A 17,852-nucleotide genomic window follows, 5' to 3' on the forward strand; every position below is an offset into this window, starting at 1 on the left:
CGGCGAGTTCACCTGGGTCCTGCCCGTACTGCACGTCGGGATCATCGGGATGCTGATCCTGACCCGCTGGTGGGACTTCTGGACCAGCTGATACTTCGGCCCGGACCCCTGCTGCACGGGGCCGGGCGGGATTGTCAGTGGGGTGACATAGGGTTTTCGACGTGGAGCCCGACCTGTTCACCGCCGCAGCCGAAGACCGCCAGGAAAAGGACCCGTCCAGCAGTCCCCTGGCCGTCCGGATGCGCCCGCGTACCCTCGACGAAGTCGTCGGCCAGCAGCATCTGCTGAAGCCGGGGTCACCCCTGCGCCGCCTTGTGGGGGAGGGTGATCCGGCCCGCGGCGGGTACAGCCCCGCGGGCCCTTCGTCGGTGATCCTCTGGGGCCCGCCCGGCATCGGCAAGACGACCCTCGCGTACGTCGTCTCCAAAGCGACGAACAAGCGTTTCGTGGAGCTCTCCGCGATCACCGCGGGCGTCAAGGAAGTACGGGCCGTCATCGACGGAGCCCGCAGGGCACTCGGCGGTCACGGCAAGGAGACGGTCCTCTTCCTCGACGAGATCCACCGCTTCAGCAAGGCCCAGCAGGACTCCCTCCTGCCGGCCGTCGAGAACCGCTGGGTCACCCTGATCGCGGCGACCACGGAGAACCCGTACTTCTCGATCATCTCCCCGCTCCTGTCCCGCTCCCTGCTCCTCACCCTCGAATCCCTCACGGACGACGACCTGCGCGCCCTGCTCCGGCGCGCCCTCGCCGAGGAGCGCGGTCTCGGCGGCGCGGTCACGCTCCCCGATGACGCCGAGGCGCATCTGCTGCGCATCGCGGGCGGCGACGCCCGCCGTGCCCTCACCGCGCTCGAGGCGGGCGCGGGTTCGGCCCTCGCCAAGCAGGAGAAGGAGATCACCCTCCAGACCCTGGAGGAGTCCGTCGACCGCGCCGCGGTCAAGTACGACCGGGACGGCGACCAGCACTACGACGTCGCGAGCGCCCTGATCAAGTCCATCCGCGGCTCTGACGTGGACGCCGCCCTGCACTATCTGGCCCGCATGATCGAGGCGGGTGAGGACCCCCGCTTCATCGCCCGCCGCCTGATGATCTCCGCGAGCGAGGACATCGGCCTGGCCGACCCGACGGCCCTGCCCACAGCCGTCGCCGCGGCCCAGGCCGTCGCGATGATCGGCTTCCCCGAGGCGGCGCTCACCCTCAGCCACGCGACGATCGCCCTCGCCCTGGCCCCGAAGTCGAACTCCGCGACGACGGCGATCGGCGCCGCTATGGAGGACGTCCGCAAGGGCCTCGCCGGCCCGGTCCCGCCCCATCTGCGCGACGGCCACTACAAGGGCGCGGCCAAGCTCGGCCACGCCCAGGGGTACGTGTATCCGCACGACGTCCCCGGAGGCATCGCCGCCCAGCAGTACGCGCCGGACGCGGTCAAGGGCAAGCGCTACTACCAGCCCACCCGGTACGGGGCGGAGGCCCGGTACGCGGACGTGGCCGAGCGTGTCCGCGAGCGCCTCACCGGCGAGCAGCCGGGCGCGACGGACGGCTGACGGCGAGTTCCTCCGCGCGCCACCTGCCCTGCGTGACCCTGGTCCGCGGCACTCCTCGGCACCCTGTAAACTCTCCGAAGCGCTGCGTCTCGCGTCCGGCCCCGGTCGGCACCACCAGAGCGGGACATGCAGCCGGAACCCCGGCGCCGCAAGGCATGGGGATCCAGGAGCGTCGCGCACCGTCGATAGGTGTCGCGGGCAGCCCACCACCATCCCGGACCTCCGGGAAGCGGTCGGTGGGCCACTCGCGTGCTGCACGTATGTGCCCAGACCAGGGAGCGGCTGCCTGCCCCGTCCGCAAGGACAAGGCGGGTTTCCCCGGCTGCGGATGCGACCTCCCTTAACCCTGGTGAAGCCGTATCCACACAGAACAATGAGGTGTTTGGTTCATGACGAACCAGTCCCGCCCCAAGGTCAAGAAGTCGCGTGCCCTCGGTATCGCGCTGACCCCGAAGGCCGTCAAGTACTTCGAGGCCCGCCCCTACCCGCCGGGCGAGCACGGCCGCGGCCGCAAGCAGAACTCGGACTACAAGGTCCGTCTGCTGGAGAAGCAGCGTCTGCGCGCGCAGTACGACGTGTCCGAGCGCCAGCTCGTCCGCGCCTACGAGCGTGCCGCCAAGACGCAGCTCAAGACCGGTGAGGCCCTGGTCATCGAGCTGGAGCGTCGTCTCGACGCCCTGGTTCTGCGTTCGGGCATCGCCCGCACGATCTACCAGGCCCGCCAGATGGTCGTTCACGGCCACATCGAGGTCAACGGCGGCAAGGTCGACAAGCCGTCGTACCGCGTCCGTCCCGACGACGTCGTGATGGTCCGTGAGCGCAGCCGCGAGAAGCCGCTGTTCCAGGTCGCGCGTGAGGGTGGCTTCGCCCCCGACGGCGAGATCCCGCGTTACCTCCAGGTCAACCTGAAGGCCCTGGCCTTCCGTCTGGACCGTGACCCGAACCGCAAGGAAATCCCCGTGATCTGCGACGAGCAGCTCGTCGTCGAGTACTACGCCCGCTGATCATTCGGCGGACGCAGCACTTCCTGCGTTTCAGCCCGTCGTCTCCCCGCCCTGCACGGTCGGGGAGGCGACGGGTTCGCGCGTTTCCGGGGCCGGATGTGCGGCCCGCGGCCCCGGCACGGCGGGCGGCCGGGATCCGGTGTCCCGCCCGAGCGCCCGCTCCACGGCCTCCCCGAGCTCGAGGCGCGCCCCGGCCGCCACGAACGACTCGAACCGCGCGTCGCCGAGCATCGCCCGGGCGTCCGACGCGCACCGCTCGTGCGGCACGTTGTAGTGCTCCGAGCCGAACAGCGGCAGCCCCACCGACGGCCAGATCCGGCCCGCCGCGCCCTGGAGCAGCGCCGCCTCGCCCGCGTCCCCCTCCGTGACCGTGACGAGCGCCAGCAGCTCGATGGTCAACACCGTGCCCAGCAGATCGTGAAACGTGTCCCCGATGACGAGGCACTCGCGCAGCAGCTGCCGTGCCCGCACCAGATCGCCCTTGACCCACTCCGCGTACGCCAGGACGTAGAGCGCGTACGCGAGCGTCCACCGCTCGCCGTGGTCCTCGCAGACCAGCCGTACGTCCTCGCACAGCTCGACGGCCGTGGCCAGATCGCCCTGGAAGGCCACGGCCATCGCCAGCTCGACCTGCCCCATCAGCACGCTGCTGTTCAGCTCACCGATCTCCCGGTACCCGGCGAGCGCCGTGCGCAGCAGTTCCTCGGCGCGCGGCAGATCGTCCGTGACCAGCGCCAGGCAGCCCCTGCGATGCACCGCGTACGCGACCGCCGTGGCGTCACCGATACGTTCCGCCTCGTCACGGCACTCCTGGAGTGCGGCCAGCGCGGGCACCGTGTCGCCCTGGAGGATCGCCACGTAGCCGAGTACCCACAGGGCCTTCAGACGGGACCGGGCGTAGTCGCCGCCCTCGCTCTCCGCGTCGAGTTCCACGCTGCGCTCCAGCCAGTGCCGCCCCTCCGACAGCTGGCCGCAGCCCGCCCAGTAGAACCACAGCGTGCCCGCGAGGTACTGCCCCAGATGCGTCTCGCCCGGCTCCGTCAGACAGAACTCCAGTGCCGCGCGCAGATTCGGCAGCTCCGCACCGATCTGCGCCGCCACGTCCGACTGCCGCGGCGAGAACCAGTCCAGCTCGCACCAGGTGGCGAGGCCCATGTACCAGTCGCGGTGCCTGCGCCGCATCCGCGTGGTGTCGCCCGACACCTCCAGCCAGTCCGCGCCGTACGCCCTGACCGTGTCGAGCATCCGGTAGCGCACCACGGAGTCCGCCTCCTCGCGGATCACCAAGGACTGCGCGATCAGCTCCGAGAGCACATCGAGGACCGCGTCGGCGTGCAGCCCGTCACCACTGCAGATGTACTCCGCCGCGTCCAGGTCGAACTGCCCGGAGAACACGGAGAGCCGCGCCCACAGCAGCCGCTCCTGCGCCGTGCACAGCTCGTGGCTCCAGCCGATCGCCGTCCGCAGCGTCTGATGCCGCGGCAGTACCCCGCGCGCGGTGCCCGTCAGCAGCCTGAACCGGTCGTCGAGCCGGCCGAGGAGGTCCGCCGGGGACAGCGCCCGCAGCCGCCCGGCCGCCAGTTCCACCGCGAGCGGCAGACAGTCGAGCCGTCGGCAGACCTCGACGACATCCGTCCGGTTCCCGTCGTCCAGCGTGAAGCCGGGCAGCAGTGCTACGGCCCGGTCGGCGAAGAGGTCAGCCGCGTCCGCCGTGCCGAGCGGCGCCAGCGGGAAGATGCGTTCTCCTTCGACGGACAGGGGCCTGCGCCCCACCGCGAGGATCCGCAGATCCGCCGCCGCGCCCAGGAGTTCCCGTACGAGTGAGGCGCACGCGTCGACGAGATGCTCGAACCCGTCGATGACGAGCAGGAGTTGACGCTGCCCGAGATGGTCGAGGAGGACGTCGTGCTGCGGACGGCTCGTGTGGTCGGTCAGTTCGAGGGCCGCGGCGAGCGCGTACTCGACCAGGTTCGGCTCGCGCACCGTGGCGAGGTCCACCCGCCGGACGGCCTCGCAGCCCAGGTGCTCCGCGGCCAGGGCCGCCGCTCTCGCGGAGAAGCGGGACTTGCCGACGCCGCCGGCGCCGGTCACGGTGACCAGGCGAGCTGCCTCAAGAGCCCGCGTGAGCTCCGCGAGTTCGGCGGCCCGACCGACGAAGCGGTTGAGCTCGAGGGGGAGGTTGCCGGGCGGGGTGGAACCCTCCGGCCTGTCGGCAGGGCGCAGTTCGCGTCGCATGAGGTACGGAGCGTACTCATGCGTAAGCACTCCGTACAATCGGTACGCGAGACTCCGCCCGCGGCGAGGGGTAATCCGGTACGGAGCGCGGACCCCGGCGCGATAGGCTCGGGGGACTATTTCTTTCGGTGTTTTCGATGTTTCAGGGAGCGGTGCTAAGTGTCCGGTGGAGAGGTGGCCGGGATCCTGGTGGCCGTCTTCTGGGCGATCCTGGTCTCCTTCCTCGCGGTGGCTCTGGCGAGGCTGGCCCAGACGCTCAGGGCGACCACCAAGCTCGTGGCGGATGTGACCGAGCAGGCGGTCCCGCTGCTTGCCGACGCCTCCGCCGCCGTGCGTTCCGCGCAGACGCAGATCGACCGGGTCGACGCCATCGCGTCGGACGTCCAGGAAGTCACGTCGAACGCGTCGGCACTCTCCTCCACCGTCGCCTCCACCTTCGGTGGCCCGCTCGTCAAGGTGGCCGCCTTCGGCTACGGAGTGCGGCGGGCGATCGGCCGCAAGTCCACGGGTGCCTCCGCAGCCGACGCGCCCGCCAAGCAGTCCCGCCGCACCGTGATCGTGGGCCGCACCGTCCCGTCGGCGCGGCGCAGCAAGCGGGCCACGCGGGACAACCCGAACAAGAGGGACTGACGCAGCGATGTTCCGCCGTACGTTCTGGTTCACCGCGGGCGCAGCCGCCGGCGTATGGGCCACCACCAAGGTCAACCGCAAGCTGAAGAAGCTGACGCCGGAGAGCCTCGCCGCGCAGGCCGCGAACAAGGCGATCGAGGCGGGTCACCGCCTCAAGGACTTCGCCCTCGACGTCCGCGACGGCATGGCCGAGCGCGAGGCCGAACTCGACGACGCACTGGGCCTCAACGCCCCGGTCGACGCCGAACTCCCCGCGCAGCGCCGCTTCGCCGTCATCGAGAACCACATGAAGAACAACTACGTGAAGAACAACCCCAAGTACCTCGAGAACACGACGTACTCGTACAACCGGAATGAGGACCACTGATGGAGTCGGCTGAAATCCGCCGCCGCTGGCTGAGCTTCTTCGAGGAGCGTGGCCACAAGGTCGTGCCCTCGGCGTCGCTCATCGCGGACGACCCGACTCTGCTGCTGGTCAACGCGGGCATGGTCCCGTTCAAGCCGTACTTCCTCGGCGAGGTCAAGCCGCCCGCCCCGCGCGCCACATCGGTGCAGAAGTGCGTGCGCACGCCGGACATCGAAGAGGTCGGGAAGACCACGCGCCACGGCACGTTCTTCCAGATGTGCGGCAACTTCTCCTTCGGCGACTACTTCAAGGAAGGTGCCATCAAGTACGCCTGGGAGCTGCTCACCAGCTCCGTGGCGGACGGTGGTTACGGCCTCGACCCGGAGAAGCTCTGGATCACGGTCTACCTCGACGACGACGAGGCCGAGCGCATCTGGCACGACGTCGTCGGCGTGCCCAAGGAGCGCATCCAGCGCCTGGGCAAGAAGGACAACTTCTGGTCCATGGGCGTCCCCGGCCCCTGCGGCCCGTGTTCCGAGATCAACTACGACCGCGGCCCCGAGTTCGGTGTCGAGGGCGGCCCGGCCGTCAACGACGAGCGGTACGTGGAGATCTGGAACCTGGTCTTCATGCAGTACGAGCGCGGCGCCGGCATCGGCAAGGAGGACTTCGAGATCCTCGGCGACCTGCCGTCGCAGAACATCGACACGGGTCTCGGCCTCGAGCGTCTCGCCATGATCCTGCAGGGCGTACAGAACATGTACGAGACGGACACCCTGCGGGTCGTCATGGACAAGGCCACCGAACTCACCGGTGTCCGGTACGGCGAGAAGCACGGCACCGACGTCTCGATGCGCGTCGTCTCCGACCACATCCGCACGTCCGTGATGCTTATCGGCGACGGCGTGACCCCCGGCAACGAGGGCCGTGGCTACGTCCTGCGCCGCATCATGCGCCGCGCCATCCGCAACATGCGCCTCATGGGCGCCACCGGTCCGGTCGTCAAGGACCTCGTCGACGTCGTGATCGACACGATGGGCCAGCAGTACCCGGAGCTCATCACCGACCGCAAGCGCATCGAGACCGTCGCCCTCGCCGAAGAGGCCGCCTTCCTCAAGGCCCTCAAGGGCGGCACGAACATCCTTGACACCGCCGTCATCGACACCAAGGCCGCGGGCGGCACGGTCCTCGCCGGCGACAAGGCGTTCCTGCTCCACGACACCTGGGGCTTCCCGATCGACCTCACCCTGGAGATGGCCGCCGAACAGGGCCTGTCCGTGGACGAGGACGGCTTCCGGCGCCTGATGAAGGAGCAGCGGGAGCGCGCCAAGGCCGACGCCCAGGCCAAGAAGACCGGCCACGCCAACGTCGGCGCCTACCGCGAGATCGCCGACGCCGCCGGCGCCACCGACTTCATCGGCTACACGTCGACCGAGGGCGAGTCCACGGTCGTCGGCCTGCTGGTCAACGGCGTCTCCTCCCCGGCCGCCTCCGAGGGTGACGAGGTCGAGGTCGTCCTCGACCGCACCCCGTTCTACGCCGAGGGCGGCGGCCAGATCGGCGACACCGGCCGCATCAAGCTGGACAACGGCGCAGTCATCGAGATCCGCGACTGCCAGAAGCCGGTCCCGGGCGTCTACGTCCACAAGGGCGTCGTCCAGGTCGGCGAGGTCACCGTCGGCGCCCCGGCCCAGGCCGTCATCGACGTGGCGCGCCGCCGCTCCATCGCCCGCGCCCACTCCGCCACGCACCTCACGCACCAGGCGCTGCGCGACGCCCTCGGCCCGACGGCCGCCCAGGCCGGTTCGGAGAACCAGCCCGGCCGCTTCCGCTTCGACTTCGGCTCGCCGTCCGCCGTGCCCACGACCGTGATGACGGACGTCGAGCAGAAGATCAACGAGGTGCTCGCCCGCGACCTCGACGTCATGGCCGAGGTCATGAGCATCGACGACGCCAAGAAGCAGGGCGCCATCGCCGAGTTCGGCGAGAAGTACGGCGAGCGCGTCCGCGTCGTCACCATCGGCGACTTCTCCAAGGAGCTGTGCGGCGGTACGCACGTGCACAACACCGCCCAGCTGGGCCTGGTGAAGCTGCTCGGCGAGTCGTCCATCGGCTCGGGCGTGCGTCGCATTGAGGCCCTGGTGGGTGTCGACGCGTACAAGTTCCTCGCCCGCGAGCACACGGTCGTCGCCCAGCTCCAGGAGCTGGTCAAGGGCCGTTCCGAGGAGCTCCCGGAGAAGATCTCCGCCATGCTCGGCAAGCTGAAGGACGCCGAGAAGGAGATCGAGAAGTTCCGCGCGGAGAAGGTCCTCCAGGCCGCCGCCGGTCTCGCCGCGGGCGCCACCGACGTACGCGGGGTCGCCCTGGTCACCGGTCAGGTCCCGGACGGCACCGGCGCCGACGACCTGCGCAAGCTCGTCCTCGACGTGCGCGGCCGCATCCAGGGCGGACGCCCCGTAGTGGTGGCCCTGTTCACGACGGTCAACGGCAAGCCGCTGACGGTCATCGCCACGAACGAGGCCGCCCGTGAGCGTGGTCTGAAGGCCGGCGACCTGGTCCGCACTGCCGCCAAGACCCTCGGCGGTGGCGGCGGCGGCAAGCCGGACGTCGCCCAGGGCGGCGGCCAGAACCCGGCCGCCATCGGTGACGCCGTGGCTTCCGTCGAGCGCCTCGTCGCGGAAACCGCCTGATGCGACGCGGCCGACGACTCGCGATCGACGTCGGGGACGCCCGGATCGGGGTCGCCTCGTGCGACCCCGACGGGATCCTCGCCACCCCGGTGGAGACCGTGCCGGGACGCGATGTCCCGGCCGCCCACCGGCGGTTGAGACAACTCGTGGAGGAGTACGAGCCGATCGAGGTCGTCGTCGGACTCCCTCGCTCCCTCAAGGGGGGCGAGGGGCCGGCCGCGGTCAAGGTCCGTGCCTTCGCCCAGGAGCTGGCCGGCGGGATCGCCCCCGTCGGCGTGCGGCTCGTGGACGAGAGGATGACCACAGTGACGGCCAGCCAGGGGCTGCGCGCCTCGGGCGTGAAGTCCAAAAAGGGCCGGTCTGTCATCGACCAGGCGGCCGCGGTCATCATCCTCCAGCAGGCACTGGAGTCCGAACGGGCGTCGGGTAAAGCTCCGGGCGAGGGCGTCGAAGTGGTCAGCTGATCGCGATACGGTAACGTTCCGCGCGACCGGCGGCGTTCGAACAGCTGCCGCACAGCATCAAGAGGCGGAACGGTTGCCCTGCCACCCAGACGCGGCCGCCGCCTCGCGGCTTGTAGGGGATCGATGACTGAGTATGGCCGGGGCCCGGGCTCCGAACCGTGGCACCCCGAGGACCCGCTCTACGGGGACCAGGGGTGGGGGCAGCAGGCCGCCGACGGCCAGTCTGCCTACGGCGGCCAGGGGCAGTACCACCCTCAGCAGCCGCAGCAGCAGCATCCTCAGGGCCAGCAGCAGCCGCAGCATCCTCATCAGGCCCAGCAGCAGCCGCAGCAGTACGGCGGCGACTGGGGCACCGGCCAGCACGACCAGTACGGCCAGCAGCAGTACGGCGGCGGCCAGCAGTACGGCGGTCAGCCGCAGGGTGGCGGCTGGGACACCGGTCAGCACGGCCATGTCCCGTACAACCCCGACCCGGTGGACGCGTACGGCGCTCAGCAGCAGCCTGTCGCGTACGGCGGTGAGCAGCCGGACCTCTACGGCACCCCCGACGCGTACCCGCCGCCGGAGCCGCCCGGCCGGCGTGGGGCCGCCCCGGAGCCGGAGACGAACTGGGACCCGGGCCCCGATCAGGGTGAGCACGCGTTCTTCGCCGGTGGCGGCGATGACGACGCCGACGACTACGACGACCCGCGTGACCGGGGCGCCCGGCGCGGCCGCGGCGGTAAGAAGCCGAAGAAGCGGCGCAGCGGATGCGCCTTCCTGGTCCTCGTGATCTTCGTGGGCGCTGTCGGCGGCGTCGGCTATTTCGGCTATCAGTTCTACCAGGACCGTTTTGGATCGGCGCCGGATTATGCGGGGTCCGGAAATGGTGAATCCGTTTCCGTGGACATTCCCCCGGGCGCGGGCGGCTATGTCATCGGCCAGCGTCTGAAGGACGCGGGCGTCATCAAGAGCGTGGACGCCTTCGTCTCGGCGCAGGAGCAGAATCCGCGGGGCAAGTCCATTCAGGACGGCGGATATACGCTCGAGAAGGAAATGTCGGCCGAAAGCGCGGTCGAGTTGATGCTCAGCCCGAAGAGCCGGAACAACCTGATCATTGCCGAGGGCCGCCGTAACGCGTGGGTCTACGAGCAGATCGACACCCGGCTCGGTGTCGCCAAGGGCACGACGCAAAAGGTGGCGAAGAAGGACTACAAGAAGCTCGGTCTGCCCTCCTGGGCCATGAACGAGCCGAACGTGAAGGACCCCCTGGAAGGGTTCCTCTACCCGTCCAGCTACGGCGTCGCCAAGGGCGCAAAGCCCGAGACGGTCCTGAAGCAGATGGTGTCGCGGGCGACCCAGGAGTACGACGCGATGGGCGTCGAGAAGAAGGCCAAGAGCCTTGGCCTCGACAGCCCGTGGCAGCTCATCACGGTGGCGAGCCTCGCGCAGGCCGAGGGCACCAGCCACGACGACTTCCGCAAGATGGCCGAAGTGGTCTACAACCGCCTCAAGCCCGGCAACGAGCAGACCAACGGAATGCTGGAGTTCGACTCCACGTACAACTACGTCAAGGGTCAGAGCAAGATCGACCTGAGCCTTGCCGAACTGCGCAAGTACGACAACCGCTACAACACGTACTACTACAAGGGTCTGCCGCCGGGGCCGATCGGAAACCCGGGTGAGCAGGCTCTGAAGGGCGCCATCAACCCGACCAGCGACGGCTGGTACTACTTCATTTCGATGGACGGCAAGACCAGCGAGTTCACCAAGACGAACGACGAACACCAGAAGCTGGTCGACGAGTGGAACGCGTCGAGGAAGAACTGATGTCAGCAATCAGGAGGGCGGCCGTACTCGGGTCGCCCATCGCCCACTCCCTTTCCCCGGTGCTGCACCGCGCCGCCTACGAGGAACTGGGCCTGAAGGACTGGTCCTACGACCGTTTCGAAGTCGACGAGGTGGGCCTGCCCGACTTCCTGGCCGGGCTCGGGCCCGAGTGGGCGGGACTCTCGCTGACGATGCCGCTGAAGCGCGCCGTGATTCCGATGCTCGACACGATCAGCGACACGGCCGCCTCCGTCGAGGCCGTCAACACCGTCGTCCTCACCGAGGACGGGCACAAGGTCGGCGACAACACCGACATCCCCGGCATGGTCGCCGCCCTCGCCGAGCGCGGCATCGACAAGGTCGAGTCCGCCGCGATCCTGGGCGCGGGCGCCACCGCCTCCTCCGCGCTCGCCGCCCTCTCGCGGATCTGCGCCGGCGAGATCGTCGCGTACGTGCGCAGTGACGCCCGCGCCGCCGAGATGCGGGAGTGGGGCGAGCGGCTCGACGTGGACGTGAAGATCGGGCAGTGGTCGGACGCGGCGCGTGCCTTCGCCGCGCCGCTGGTCGTCGCCACGACGCCCGCCGGGACCACGGACGCCCTCGCCGCCGAGGTCCCCGAACGGCCCCGCACCCTTTTCGACGTCCTCTACGACCCGTGGCCCACCCAGCTCGCGGCCCGCTGGTCCGCGTACGGCGGAGCGGTCGTCAGCGGCCTCGACCTGCTGGTGCACCAGGCCGTCCTCCAGGTCGAGCAGATGACGGGACGCGCCCCGGCGCCGCTCGGTGCGATGCGCCGGGCGGGGGAGCGGGCGCTCGCCGGCTGACCGAACCGTGTCCGTCCCGGCGTCCGTCTGATGGACCGGCGCCGGATCGCGCGCGCGGACGTGGGAGGATCGAGGTGGCGGGCCGGGGCCGCGCACCCGGCCGCGCCAACGCAGTTTCGAGGCGCGAGCAAGAGGAGCACCGTTGAGCAGGTTGCGCTGGCTGACCGCTGGGGAGTCCCACGGACCCGCACTTGTCGCGACGCTGGAGGGACTTCCCGCCGGCGTGCCGATCACCACGGAGATGGTGGCGGACCACCTGGCCCGGCGGCGGCTCGGCTATGGACGAGGCGCGCGGATGAAGTTCGAGCGCGACGAGGTGACCTTCCTCGGCGGCGTGCGTCACGGCCTCACCATGGGCTCGCCGATCGCGGTCATGGTGGGCAACACCGAGTGGCCCAAGTGGGAGCAGGTCATGTCGGCCGACCCGGTCGACCCCGAGATCCTCGCCGATCTGGCGCGTAACGCGCCGCTGACCCGTCCCCGCCCCGGCCACGCCGACCTCGCCGGAATGCAGAAGTACGGCTTCGACGAGGCCCGGCCGATCCTGGAGCGGGCCTCCGCCCGTGAGACGGCGGCCCGCGTCGCGCTCGGCGCCATCGCCCGCTCCTACCTCAAGGAGACGGCCGGCATCGAGATCGTCAGCCACGTCACCGAGCTGGCGAGCGCCAAGGCGCCCTACGGCGTCTACCCGACCCCGGCCGACGTCGAAAAGCTCGACGCCGACCCGGTGCGCTGCCTGGACGCGGACGCGTCGAAGGCGATGGTCGCGGAGATCGACCAGGCCCACAAGGACGGCGACACCCTCGGCGGCGTCGTCGAGGTCCTCGCCTACGGCGTGCCGGTGGGCCTCGGCTCGCACGTGCACTGGGACCGGCGCCTGGACGCCCGGCTCGCGGGGGCCCTCATGGGCATCCAGGCCATCAAGGGTGTCGAGGTCGGCGACGGCTTCGAGCTCGCGCGCGTGCCCGGCTCGAAGGCGCACGACGAGATCGTGACCACGGACGAGGGCATCAAGCGCACGTCGGGCCGCTCCGGTGGCACCGAGGGCGGCCTCACCACCGGTGAACTGCTGCGCGTGCGTGCCGCGATGAAGCCGATCGCGACCGTCCCGCGCGCGCTGGCCACCATCGACGTCGCGACCGGCGAGGCCGCGAAGGCCCACCACCAGCGCTCCGACGTGTGCGCGGTCCCGGCCGCCGGCATCGTCGCCGAGGCCATGGTCGCGCTCGTGCTCGCCGACGCCGTCGCGGAGAAGTTCGGCGGCGACAGCGTCCCCGAGACCCGGCGCAACGTGCAGTCGTACCTCGACCACCTCCAGATCCGGTGACCGGCCCACTGGTCGTACTCGTCGGCCCGATGGGCGTCGGCAAGTCCACGGTGGGGGAGCTCCTCGCCGAGTGGCTGGGCTGTCCCTACCGGGACACCGATGCGGACATCGTCGCCGCCCAGGGCCGCCCCATCGCGGACATCTTCGTGGACGAGGGCGAGCCCCACTTCCGCGCACTCGAACGGCAGGCCGTGAGTGCGGCCGTCGCCGAGCACCCGGGTGTGCTCGCGCTCGGGGGCGGAGCGATCCTCGACGAGTCGACGCGCGCTCTGCTCGCGCCGCTCCCCGTCGTCTATCTGTCGATGGACGTCGAGGAGGCGGTCAAGCGGACCGGTCTCAACACCGCCCGTCCGCTGCTCGCCGTCAACCCGCGCCGCCAGTGGCGCGAGCTGATGGAGGCCCGCCGCCACCTGTACACCGAAGTCGCCCGCGTCGTCGTACCCACCGACGACCGCACCCCCGAAGAGGTCGCCCGCGCGGTCCTCGACGCCCTGGAGTTGAAGAAGGCATGACCGAGCAGCAGGTGACCCGGATCCAGGTCGGCGGCACGGCCGGCACCGATCCGTACGAGGTCCTCGTCGGGCGTCAGCTCCTCGGCGAACTCGGCGGTCTGATCGGCGAGTCCGCCCAGCGCGTCGCGATCATCCACCCCGAGGCGCTCGCCGAGACGGCTGACGCGCTGCGCGGCGACCTCGCCGAGCAGGGCTTCGAGGTCGTCGCCATCCAGGTGCCCAACGCCGAGGAGGCCAAGACCGCCGAGGTCGCCGCCTACTGCTGGAAGGCGCTCGGCCAGTCCGGCTTCACCCGCACCGACGTCGTCGTCGGCGTGGGCGGCGGGGCCACCACGGACCTCGCCGGGTTCGTGGCCGCGACCTGGCTGCGCGGGGTGCGCTGGATCGCCGTGCCGACCACCGTGCTCGGCATGGTGGACGCGGCGGTCGGCGGCAAGACCGGGATCAACACCGCCGAGGGCAAGAACCTCGTGGGTGCCTTCTACCCGCCGGCCGGCGTGCTCTGCGACCTCGCGGCTCTGGACTCGCTGCCGGTCAACGACTTCGTGTCCGGGCTCGCGGAGATCATCAAGGCCGGCTTCATCGCCGACCCGGCGATCCTCGACCTGATCGAGTCCGACCCCGAGGCGGCGCGCTCCCCGCAGGGCCCGCACACCGCCGAGCTCATCGAGCGCTCCATCAAGGTCAAGGCCGAGGTCGTCTCCGGTGACCTCAAGGAGTCGGGTCTGCGCGAGATCCTCAACTACGGGCACACCCTCGCGCACGCCATCGAGAAGAACGAGCGGTACAAGTGGCGGCACGGCGCCGCCGTCTCCGTCGGCATGCACTTCGCCGCCGAACTCGGCCGTCTCGCCGGGCGCCTGGACGACGCCACCGCCGACCGGCACCGCACCGTCCTGGAGTCCGTCGGGCTTCCCCTGAGCTACCGCTACGACCAGTGGCCCAAGCTCCTGGAGAACATGAAGGTCGACAAGAAGTCGCGCGGCAACCTGCTGCGCTTCATCGTGCTCGACGGCCTCGCCAAGCCGACGGTCCTCGAAGGACCCGACCCGGCCGTGCTCCTCGCGGCCTACGGCGAAGTGGCCGAATAGCTCCCGTCTTCGGGCACTTCGCGACCTCCCCGGCCGTTCACACAACGGCGGCCGGGGAAGGTACCGTTCGGTAGCGCCTTGTTCGCCGGCGCCAGTTGCCTGTACGAGACGGAGTCGCACCGGATGCAGCACGGAGTGGGTTCGCCGCTGCCGCCGCCCCCTCAGCCGGGGCACGGACCGGCCGCCGGCTGGTCCCAGGCCGCGCATCACCCGGGCGCCCACCCGGGCCCCGGACCGGCGGGTCCGCCCCCGCCCGCCCCGGGCTTCGCGGTCCCACCCGGTCCCTCGGGCCCGGCGCCGCACGCCCCCGCGCCCGCCGCGCACCAACCCGCGCCGCACAGCCAGCCGCCGCACCCGGGCGTCCCCCAGCACGCACCCCCGCACTCCCCGCAGCCCCCCTCGCGGGACACCACGGGCCATGTGCAGCTCCCGCCCGGCGGCCCCGTCGCCATGCCGAGCCCGCCGCCCGCCGCAGGCACGGCCGACGCCACCGGCACGACGCTCGCCGTCCTGCTCATCGGCCCCGCCGGCGCGGGCAAGACGAGCGTCGCGAAGCACTGGGCGGAGCAGCGCCGCGTCCCCACGGCCCACATCAGTCTCGACGACGTACGCGAGTGGGTGCGCTCCGGCTTCGCCGACCCGCAGTCCGGGTGGAACGACCACTCGGAGGCCCAGTACCGCCTCGCCCGCCGCACCTGCGGCTTCGCCGCGCGCAACTTCCTGGCCAACGGGATCTCGTGCATCCTCGACGACGCCGTCTTCCCGGACCGCCCGGTCGTGGGCCTCGGAGGCTGGAAGCGGCACGTGGGCCCCGGCCTGCTGCCCGTGGTGCTGCTCCCCGGCCTGGAGATCGTCCTCGAGCGGAACGCGGAGCGCAGCGGGAACCGTCGCCTCACGGACGAGGAGGTCGCCCGCATCCACGGCCGCATGGCCGGCTGGTACGGCTCGGGCCTGCCGATCATCGACAACTCCCAGATGGACGTGCCCACCACGGCCCGCATCCTGGACGACGTCCTCGCCCGCTCGATCGCGAGCCCGCCCCAGTGGTAGCGGGCCCCTTGCCCGTCACACACCCGCCTGCTGCGGCCTCCTCGCCGCCCGTCCGGACGCGCTGACCAGGCCGCGTTCCTCTGTCACTCGTACGCTCGGTTCATGTCAGAGGTGTACGCGGCCCGTAGGGACCGGCTGAGGGAGCGCGCTGCGGCGGGCGGCAGTGCGGCCGCCCTCGTCTCGCGCCCCGCCAACGTTCGCTATCTCGCGGGTGCGGCGCCCCACGGCGCCGTACTCCTGCTGGGCAAGGGCCCGGGCGCCGAGGGCGATGTCCTGATGTGCCGGCTGCCGCCCGGCGAACAGCACGCCGAGGGACGGCCCGACGAGTCGCTGCGCATCCAGGTGCTCGACGCGCCCGCCGGTGACCCCGCCGTGGCCGCCGCCGACGTCGCGCTGTCCGGCGGGGCCGATTCGCTCGCCGTCGAGGAACACCATCTGACCGTGGCCAGGCACCGGGCACTGGGTTCCGTGGCGCCACGGCTGCGACTCACCGATCTGGGCGGCGCCGTGGAGCAGCTGCGCCTCGTCAAGGACGAGGACGAGATCTCCTGTCTGCGCATCGCCGCAGAGATCGCCGACCAGGCCCTCGGTGAACTGCTCGAATCGATCCTCGTCGGCCGCACGGAGCGCCATCTCGCCCTGGAGCTCGAGCGCCGGCTCGTCGATCATGGCGCGGACGGCCCCGCCTTCCCGACCTCGGTCGGCACCGGGCCGAACTCGGGCCGCGGTGCCCACCGTCCCACCGATCGCCGCGTCGAAGAGGGCGACTTCCTCTCGGTCTGCCTCGGCGCCGCCTATCGCGGATACCGGTGCGAGATCGGCCGAACGTTCGTCATCGGCACCTCGCCCGCGGACTGGCAGATCGACCTGTACGACCTGGTCTTCGCAGCCCAGAGGGCCGGCCGGGAGAGCCTCGCACCCGGCGCCGAGTGCCGCGAGGTGGACCGTGCGGCACGCCACGTGCTGGACTCCGCGGGGTACGCGGACGGCCTCTCACAGCTCACCGGACACGGCGTCGGACTCGAAATCGACGAGGAGCCGCAGTTGGCCCCCGCGGCCATGGGTAAACTGGACCTTTGTGTGCCGGTCACCGTCGAACCGGGGGTCCACCTTCCGGGCCGGGGCGGTGTCCGGATCGATGACACGCTCGTCGTGCGCCCCGAGGCGGACGGCGGACCCGAGCTACTCACCATTACGACCAAGGAGCTGCTCGCGCTGTAACGGCGCGCGCCCCCGGGGTCGTCCATCGTCAGTCCAGGAGATTCCGCAACCGTGGCTTCCACGAACGACCTCAAGAACGGCCTGGTGCTCAAGCTCGACGGGGGCCAGCTCTGGTCCGTCGTCGAGTTCCAGCACGTCAAGCCCGGCAAGGGCCCTGCCTTTGTGCGCACCAAGCTCAAGAACGTGCTCTCCGGGAAGGTCGTCGACAAGACCTTCAACGCCGGCGTCAAGGTCGAGACGGCCACGATCGACAAGCGCGACATGCAGTTCTCGTACATGGACGGCGAATACTTCGTCTTCATGGACATGCAGACGTACGACCAGCTCATGGTCGACCGCAAGTCTGTCGGTGACGCCGCCAACTTCCTGATCGAGGGCTTCAACGCCTCCGTCGCGCAGCACGAGGGCGAGGTGCTCTTCGTCGAGCTGCCGGCCGCCGTCGAGCTCGTCGTCCAGGAGACCGAGCCGGGCGTCCAGGGTGACCGCTCCACCGGCGGCACCAAGCCCGCCACGCTGGAGACCGGCCACCAGATCCAGGTGCCGCTCTTCATCACGACCGGCGAGAAGATCAAGGTCGACACCCGCACGAGCGACTACCTCGGCCGGGTGAACAGCTAACCGTGGCTGCTCGCAACACGGCCCGCAAGCGCGCCTTCCAGATCCTTTTCGAGGCAGACCAGCGCGGAGTCGACGTCCAGACGGTCCTCGCGGACTGGATCCGGCACTCCCGGTCCGACACCCGGCAGCCACCGGTCAGCGAGTACACGATGGAGCTGGTCGAGGGATACGCACGCAAGACCGCGCGTATCGACGAGCTCATCTCGCAGTACGCCGTCGGGTGGACCCTGGACAGGATGCCGGTCGTCGACCGCAACATCCTGCGCCTGGGCGCCTACGAGCTCGTCTGGGTCGACGACACCCCGGACGCCGTGGTGCTCGACGAGGCGGTGCAGCTTGCCAAGGAGTTCTCCACGGACGACTCCCCGGCCTTCGTCAACGGGCTTCTGGGGCGCTTCAAGGACCTCAAGCCGACGCTGCGCCGCGACGAGGCGTAGCAGACAGGCAGCGACAGCCGTCAGGCCCGGAGCGGACACCGAATGGT

16 protein-coding genes and 1 pseudogene are annotated in these 17,852 nt (G+C 70.6%); 16 read left to right on the forward strand and 1 reads right to left on the reverse strand.

Translation table 11 applies throughout. The features are described 5' to 3' along the window. From AC07EJ_RS34155 to rpsD, 3 genes and pseudogenes are all read left to right on the forward strand, one after another. Positions 1-91: pseudogene (locus tag AC07EJ_RS34155) on the forward strand (vitamin K epoxide reductase family protein); the annotation flags it as partial. A gap of 70 nt (positions 92-161) precedes the next feature. Continuing rightward, a complete protein-coding gene (locus tag AC07EJ_RS34160; RefSeq protein WP_389487143.1) occupies positions 162-1,547 on the forward strand; it encodes a replication-associated recombination protein A in 1,386 nt (461 codons plus the stop codon). Between the two features lie 389 nt (positions 1,548-1,936). Then, a complete protein-coding gene (gene rpsD / locus AC07EJ_RS34165) occupies positions 1,937-2,551 on the forward strand; it encodes a 30S ribosomal protein S4 (RefSeq protein WP_100597404.1) in 615 nt (204 codons plus the stop codon). 30 nt (positions 2,552-2,581) lie between these two features. Here rpsD and AC07EJ_RS34170 read toward each other — a convergent pair whose 3' ends face one another. Then, positions 2,582-4,786: an ATP-binding protein gene (locus AC07EJ_RS34170; protein ID WP_478885718.1), complete on the reverse strand. Its 2,205-nt coding sequence runs from the start codon at positions 4,784-4,786 to the stop codon at positions 2,582-2,584. Between the two features lie 159 nt (positions 4,787-4,945). Here AC07EJ_RS34170 and AC07EJ_RS34175 point away from each other — a divergent pair, with 159 nt between their 5' ends. The 13 genes from AC07EJ_RS34175 to nusB all read left to right on the forward strand — a co-directional run bounded on the left by AC07EJ_RS34175 (position 4,946) and on the right by nusB (position 17,805). Then, positions 4,946-5,416, forward strand: coding sequence for a DUF948 domain-containing protein (locus tag AC07EJ_RS34175; protein ID WP_362910633.1), 471 nt, complete (start codon positions 4,946-4,948; stop codon positions 5,414-5,416). Between the two features lie 7 nt (positions 5,417-5,423). Further along, the gene (locus AC07EJ_RS34180; RefSeq protein WP_389487148.1) at positions 5,424-5,783 is read left to right on the forward strand and encodes a DUF6167 family protein; all 360 of its coding nucleotides are present in this window, start codon (positions 5,424-5,426) and stop codon (positions 5,781-5,783) included. Next, positions 5,783-8,452, forward strand: coding sequence for an alanine--tRNA ligase (gene alaS, locus AC07EJ_RS34185; protein WP_389487150.1), 2,670 nt, complete (start codon positions 5,783-5,785; stop codon positions 8,450-8,452). The genes AC07EJ_RS34180 and alaS overlap by 1 nt, the downstream gene beginning before the upstream one ends. Then, on the forward strand, positions 8,452-8,916 hold the full coding sequence (gene ruvX / locus AC07EJ_RS34190; RefSeq protein ID WP_389487152.1) for a Holliday junction resolvase RuvX: 465 nt from the start codon (positions 8,452-8,454) through the stop codon (positions 8,914-8,916). The genes alaS and ruvX overlap by 1 nt, the downstream gene beginning before the upstream one ends. A 123-nt stretch (positions 8,917-9,039) precedes the next feature. Then, entirely contained in the window at positions 9,040-10,725 is a 1,686-nt protein-coding gene (gene mltG, locus AC07EJ_RS34195) for an endolytic transglycosylase MltG (protein WP_389487154.1), read from the forward strand. Beyond that, on the forward strand, positions 10,725-11,549 hold the full coding sequence (locus AC07EJ_RS34200) for a shikimate dehydrogenase (RefSeq protein ID WP_389487156.1): 825 nt from the start codon (positions 10,725-10,727) through the stop codon (positions 11,547-11,549). Before mltG ends, AC07EJ_RS34200 begins: the two co-directional genes overlap by 1 nt. Positions 11,550-11,691: 142 nt before the next feature. Next, positions 11,692-12,876, forward strand: a complete 1,185-nt coding sequence (gene aroC, locus AC07EJ_RS34205; RefSeq protein WP_389487158.1) for a chorismate synthase — start codon at positions 11,692-11,694, stop codon at positions 12,874-12,876. Next, complete coding sequence (locus AC07EJ_RS34210; protein WP_389487160.1) at positions 12,873-13,388, forward strand: shikimate kinase; 516 nt, start codon at positions 12,873-12,875, stop codon at positions 13,386-13,388. The genes aroC and AC07EJ_RS34210 overlap by 4 nt, the downstream gene beginning before the upstream one ends. After that, on the forward strand, positions 13,385-14,479 hold the full coding sequence (gene aroB, locus AC07EJ_RS34215; protein ID WP_478885719.1) for a 3-dehydroquinate synthase: 1,095 nt from the start codon (positions 13,385-13,387) through the stop codon (positions 14,477-14,479). Before AC07EJ_RS34210 ends, aroB begins: the two co-directional genes overlap by 4 nt. Positions 14,480-14,602: 123 nt before the next feature. After that, a complete protein-coding gene (locus AC07EJ_RS34220) occupies positions 14,603-15,529 on the forward strand; it encodes a Pro-rich N-terminal domain-containing protein (RefSeq protein ID WP_389487164.1) in 927 nt (308 codons plus the stop codon). Between the two features lie 102 nt (positions 15,530-15,631). After that, positions 15,632-16,750: an aminopeptidase P family protein gene (locus tag AC07EJ_RS34225; RefSeq protein ID WP_389487166.1), complete on the forward strand. Its 1,119-nt coding sequence runs from the start codon at positions 15,632-15,634 to the stop codon at positions 16,748-16,750. A 51-nt stretch (positions 16,751-16,801) separates the two neighbouring features. Beyond that, positions 16,802-17,368: an elongation factor P gene (gene efp / locus AC07EJ_RS34230; protein WP_100597415.1), complete on the forward strand. Its 567-nt coding sequence runs from the start codon at positions 16,802-16,804 to the stop codon at positions 17,366-17,368. Between the two features lie 2 nt (positions 17,369-17,370). Beyond that, positions 17,371-17,805 (forward strand): transcription antitermination factor NusB, encoded by a 435-nt coding sequence (nusB, locus tag AC07EJ_RS34235; RefSeq protein WP_100597416.1) that lies wholly within the window; start codon positions 17,371-17,373, stop codon positions 17,803-17,805. The last annotated feature ends 47 nt before the right edge of the window (positions 17,806-17,852 follow it).

This window comes from Streptomyces sp. NPDC045026, assembly GCF_056432625.1.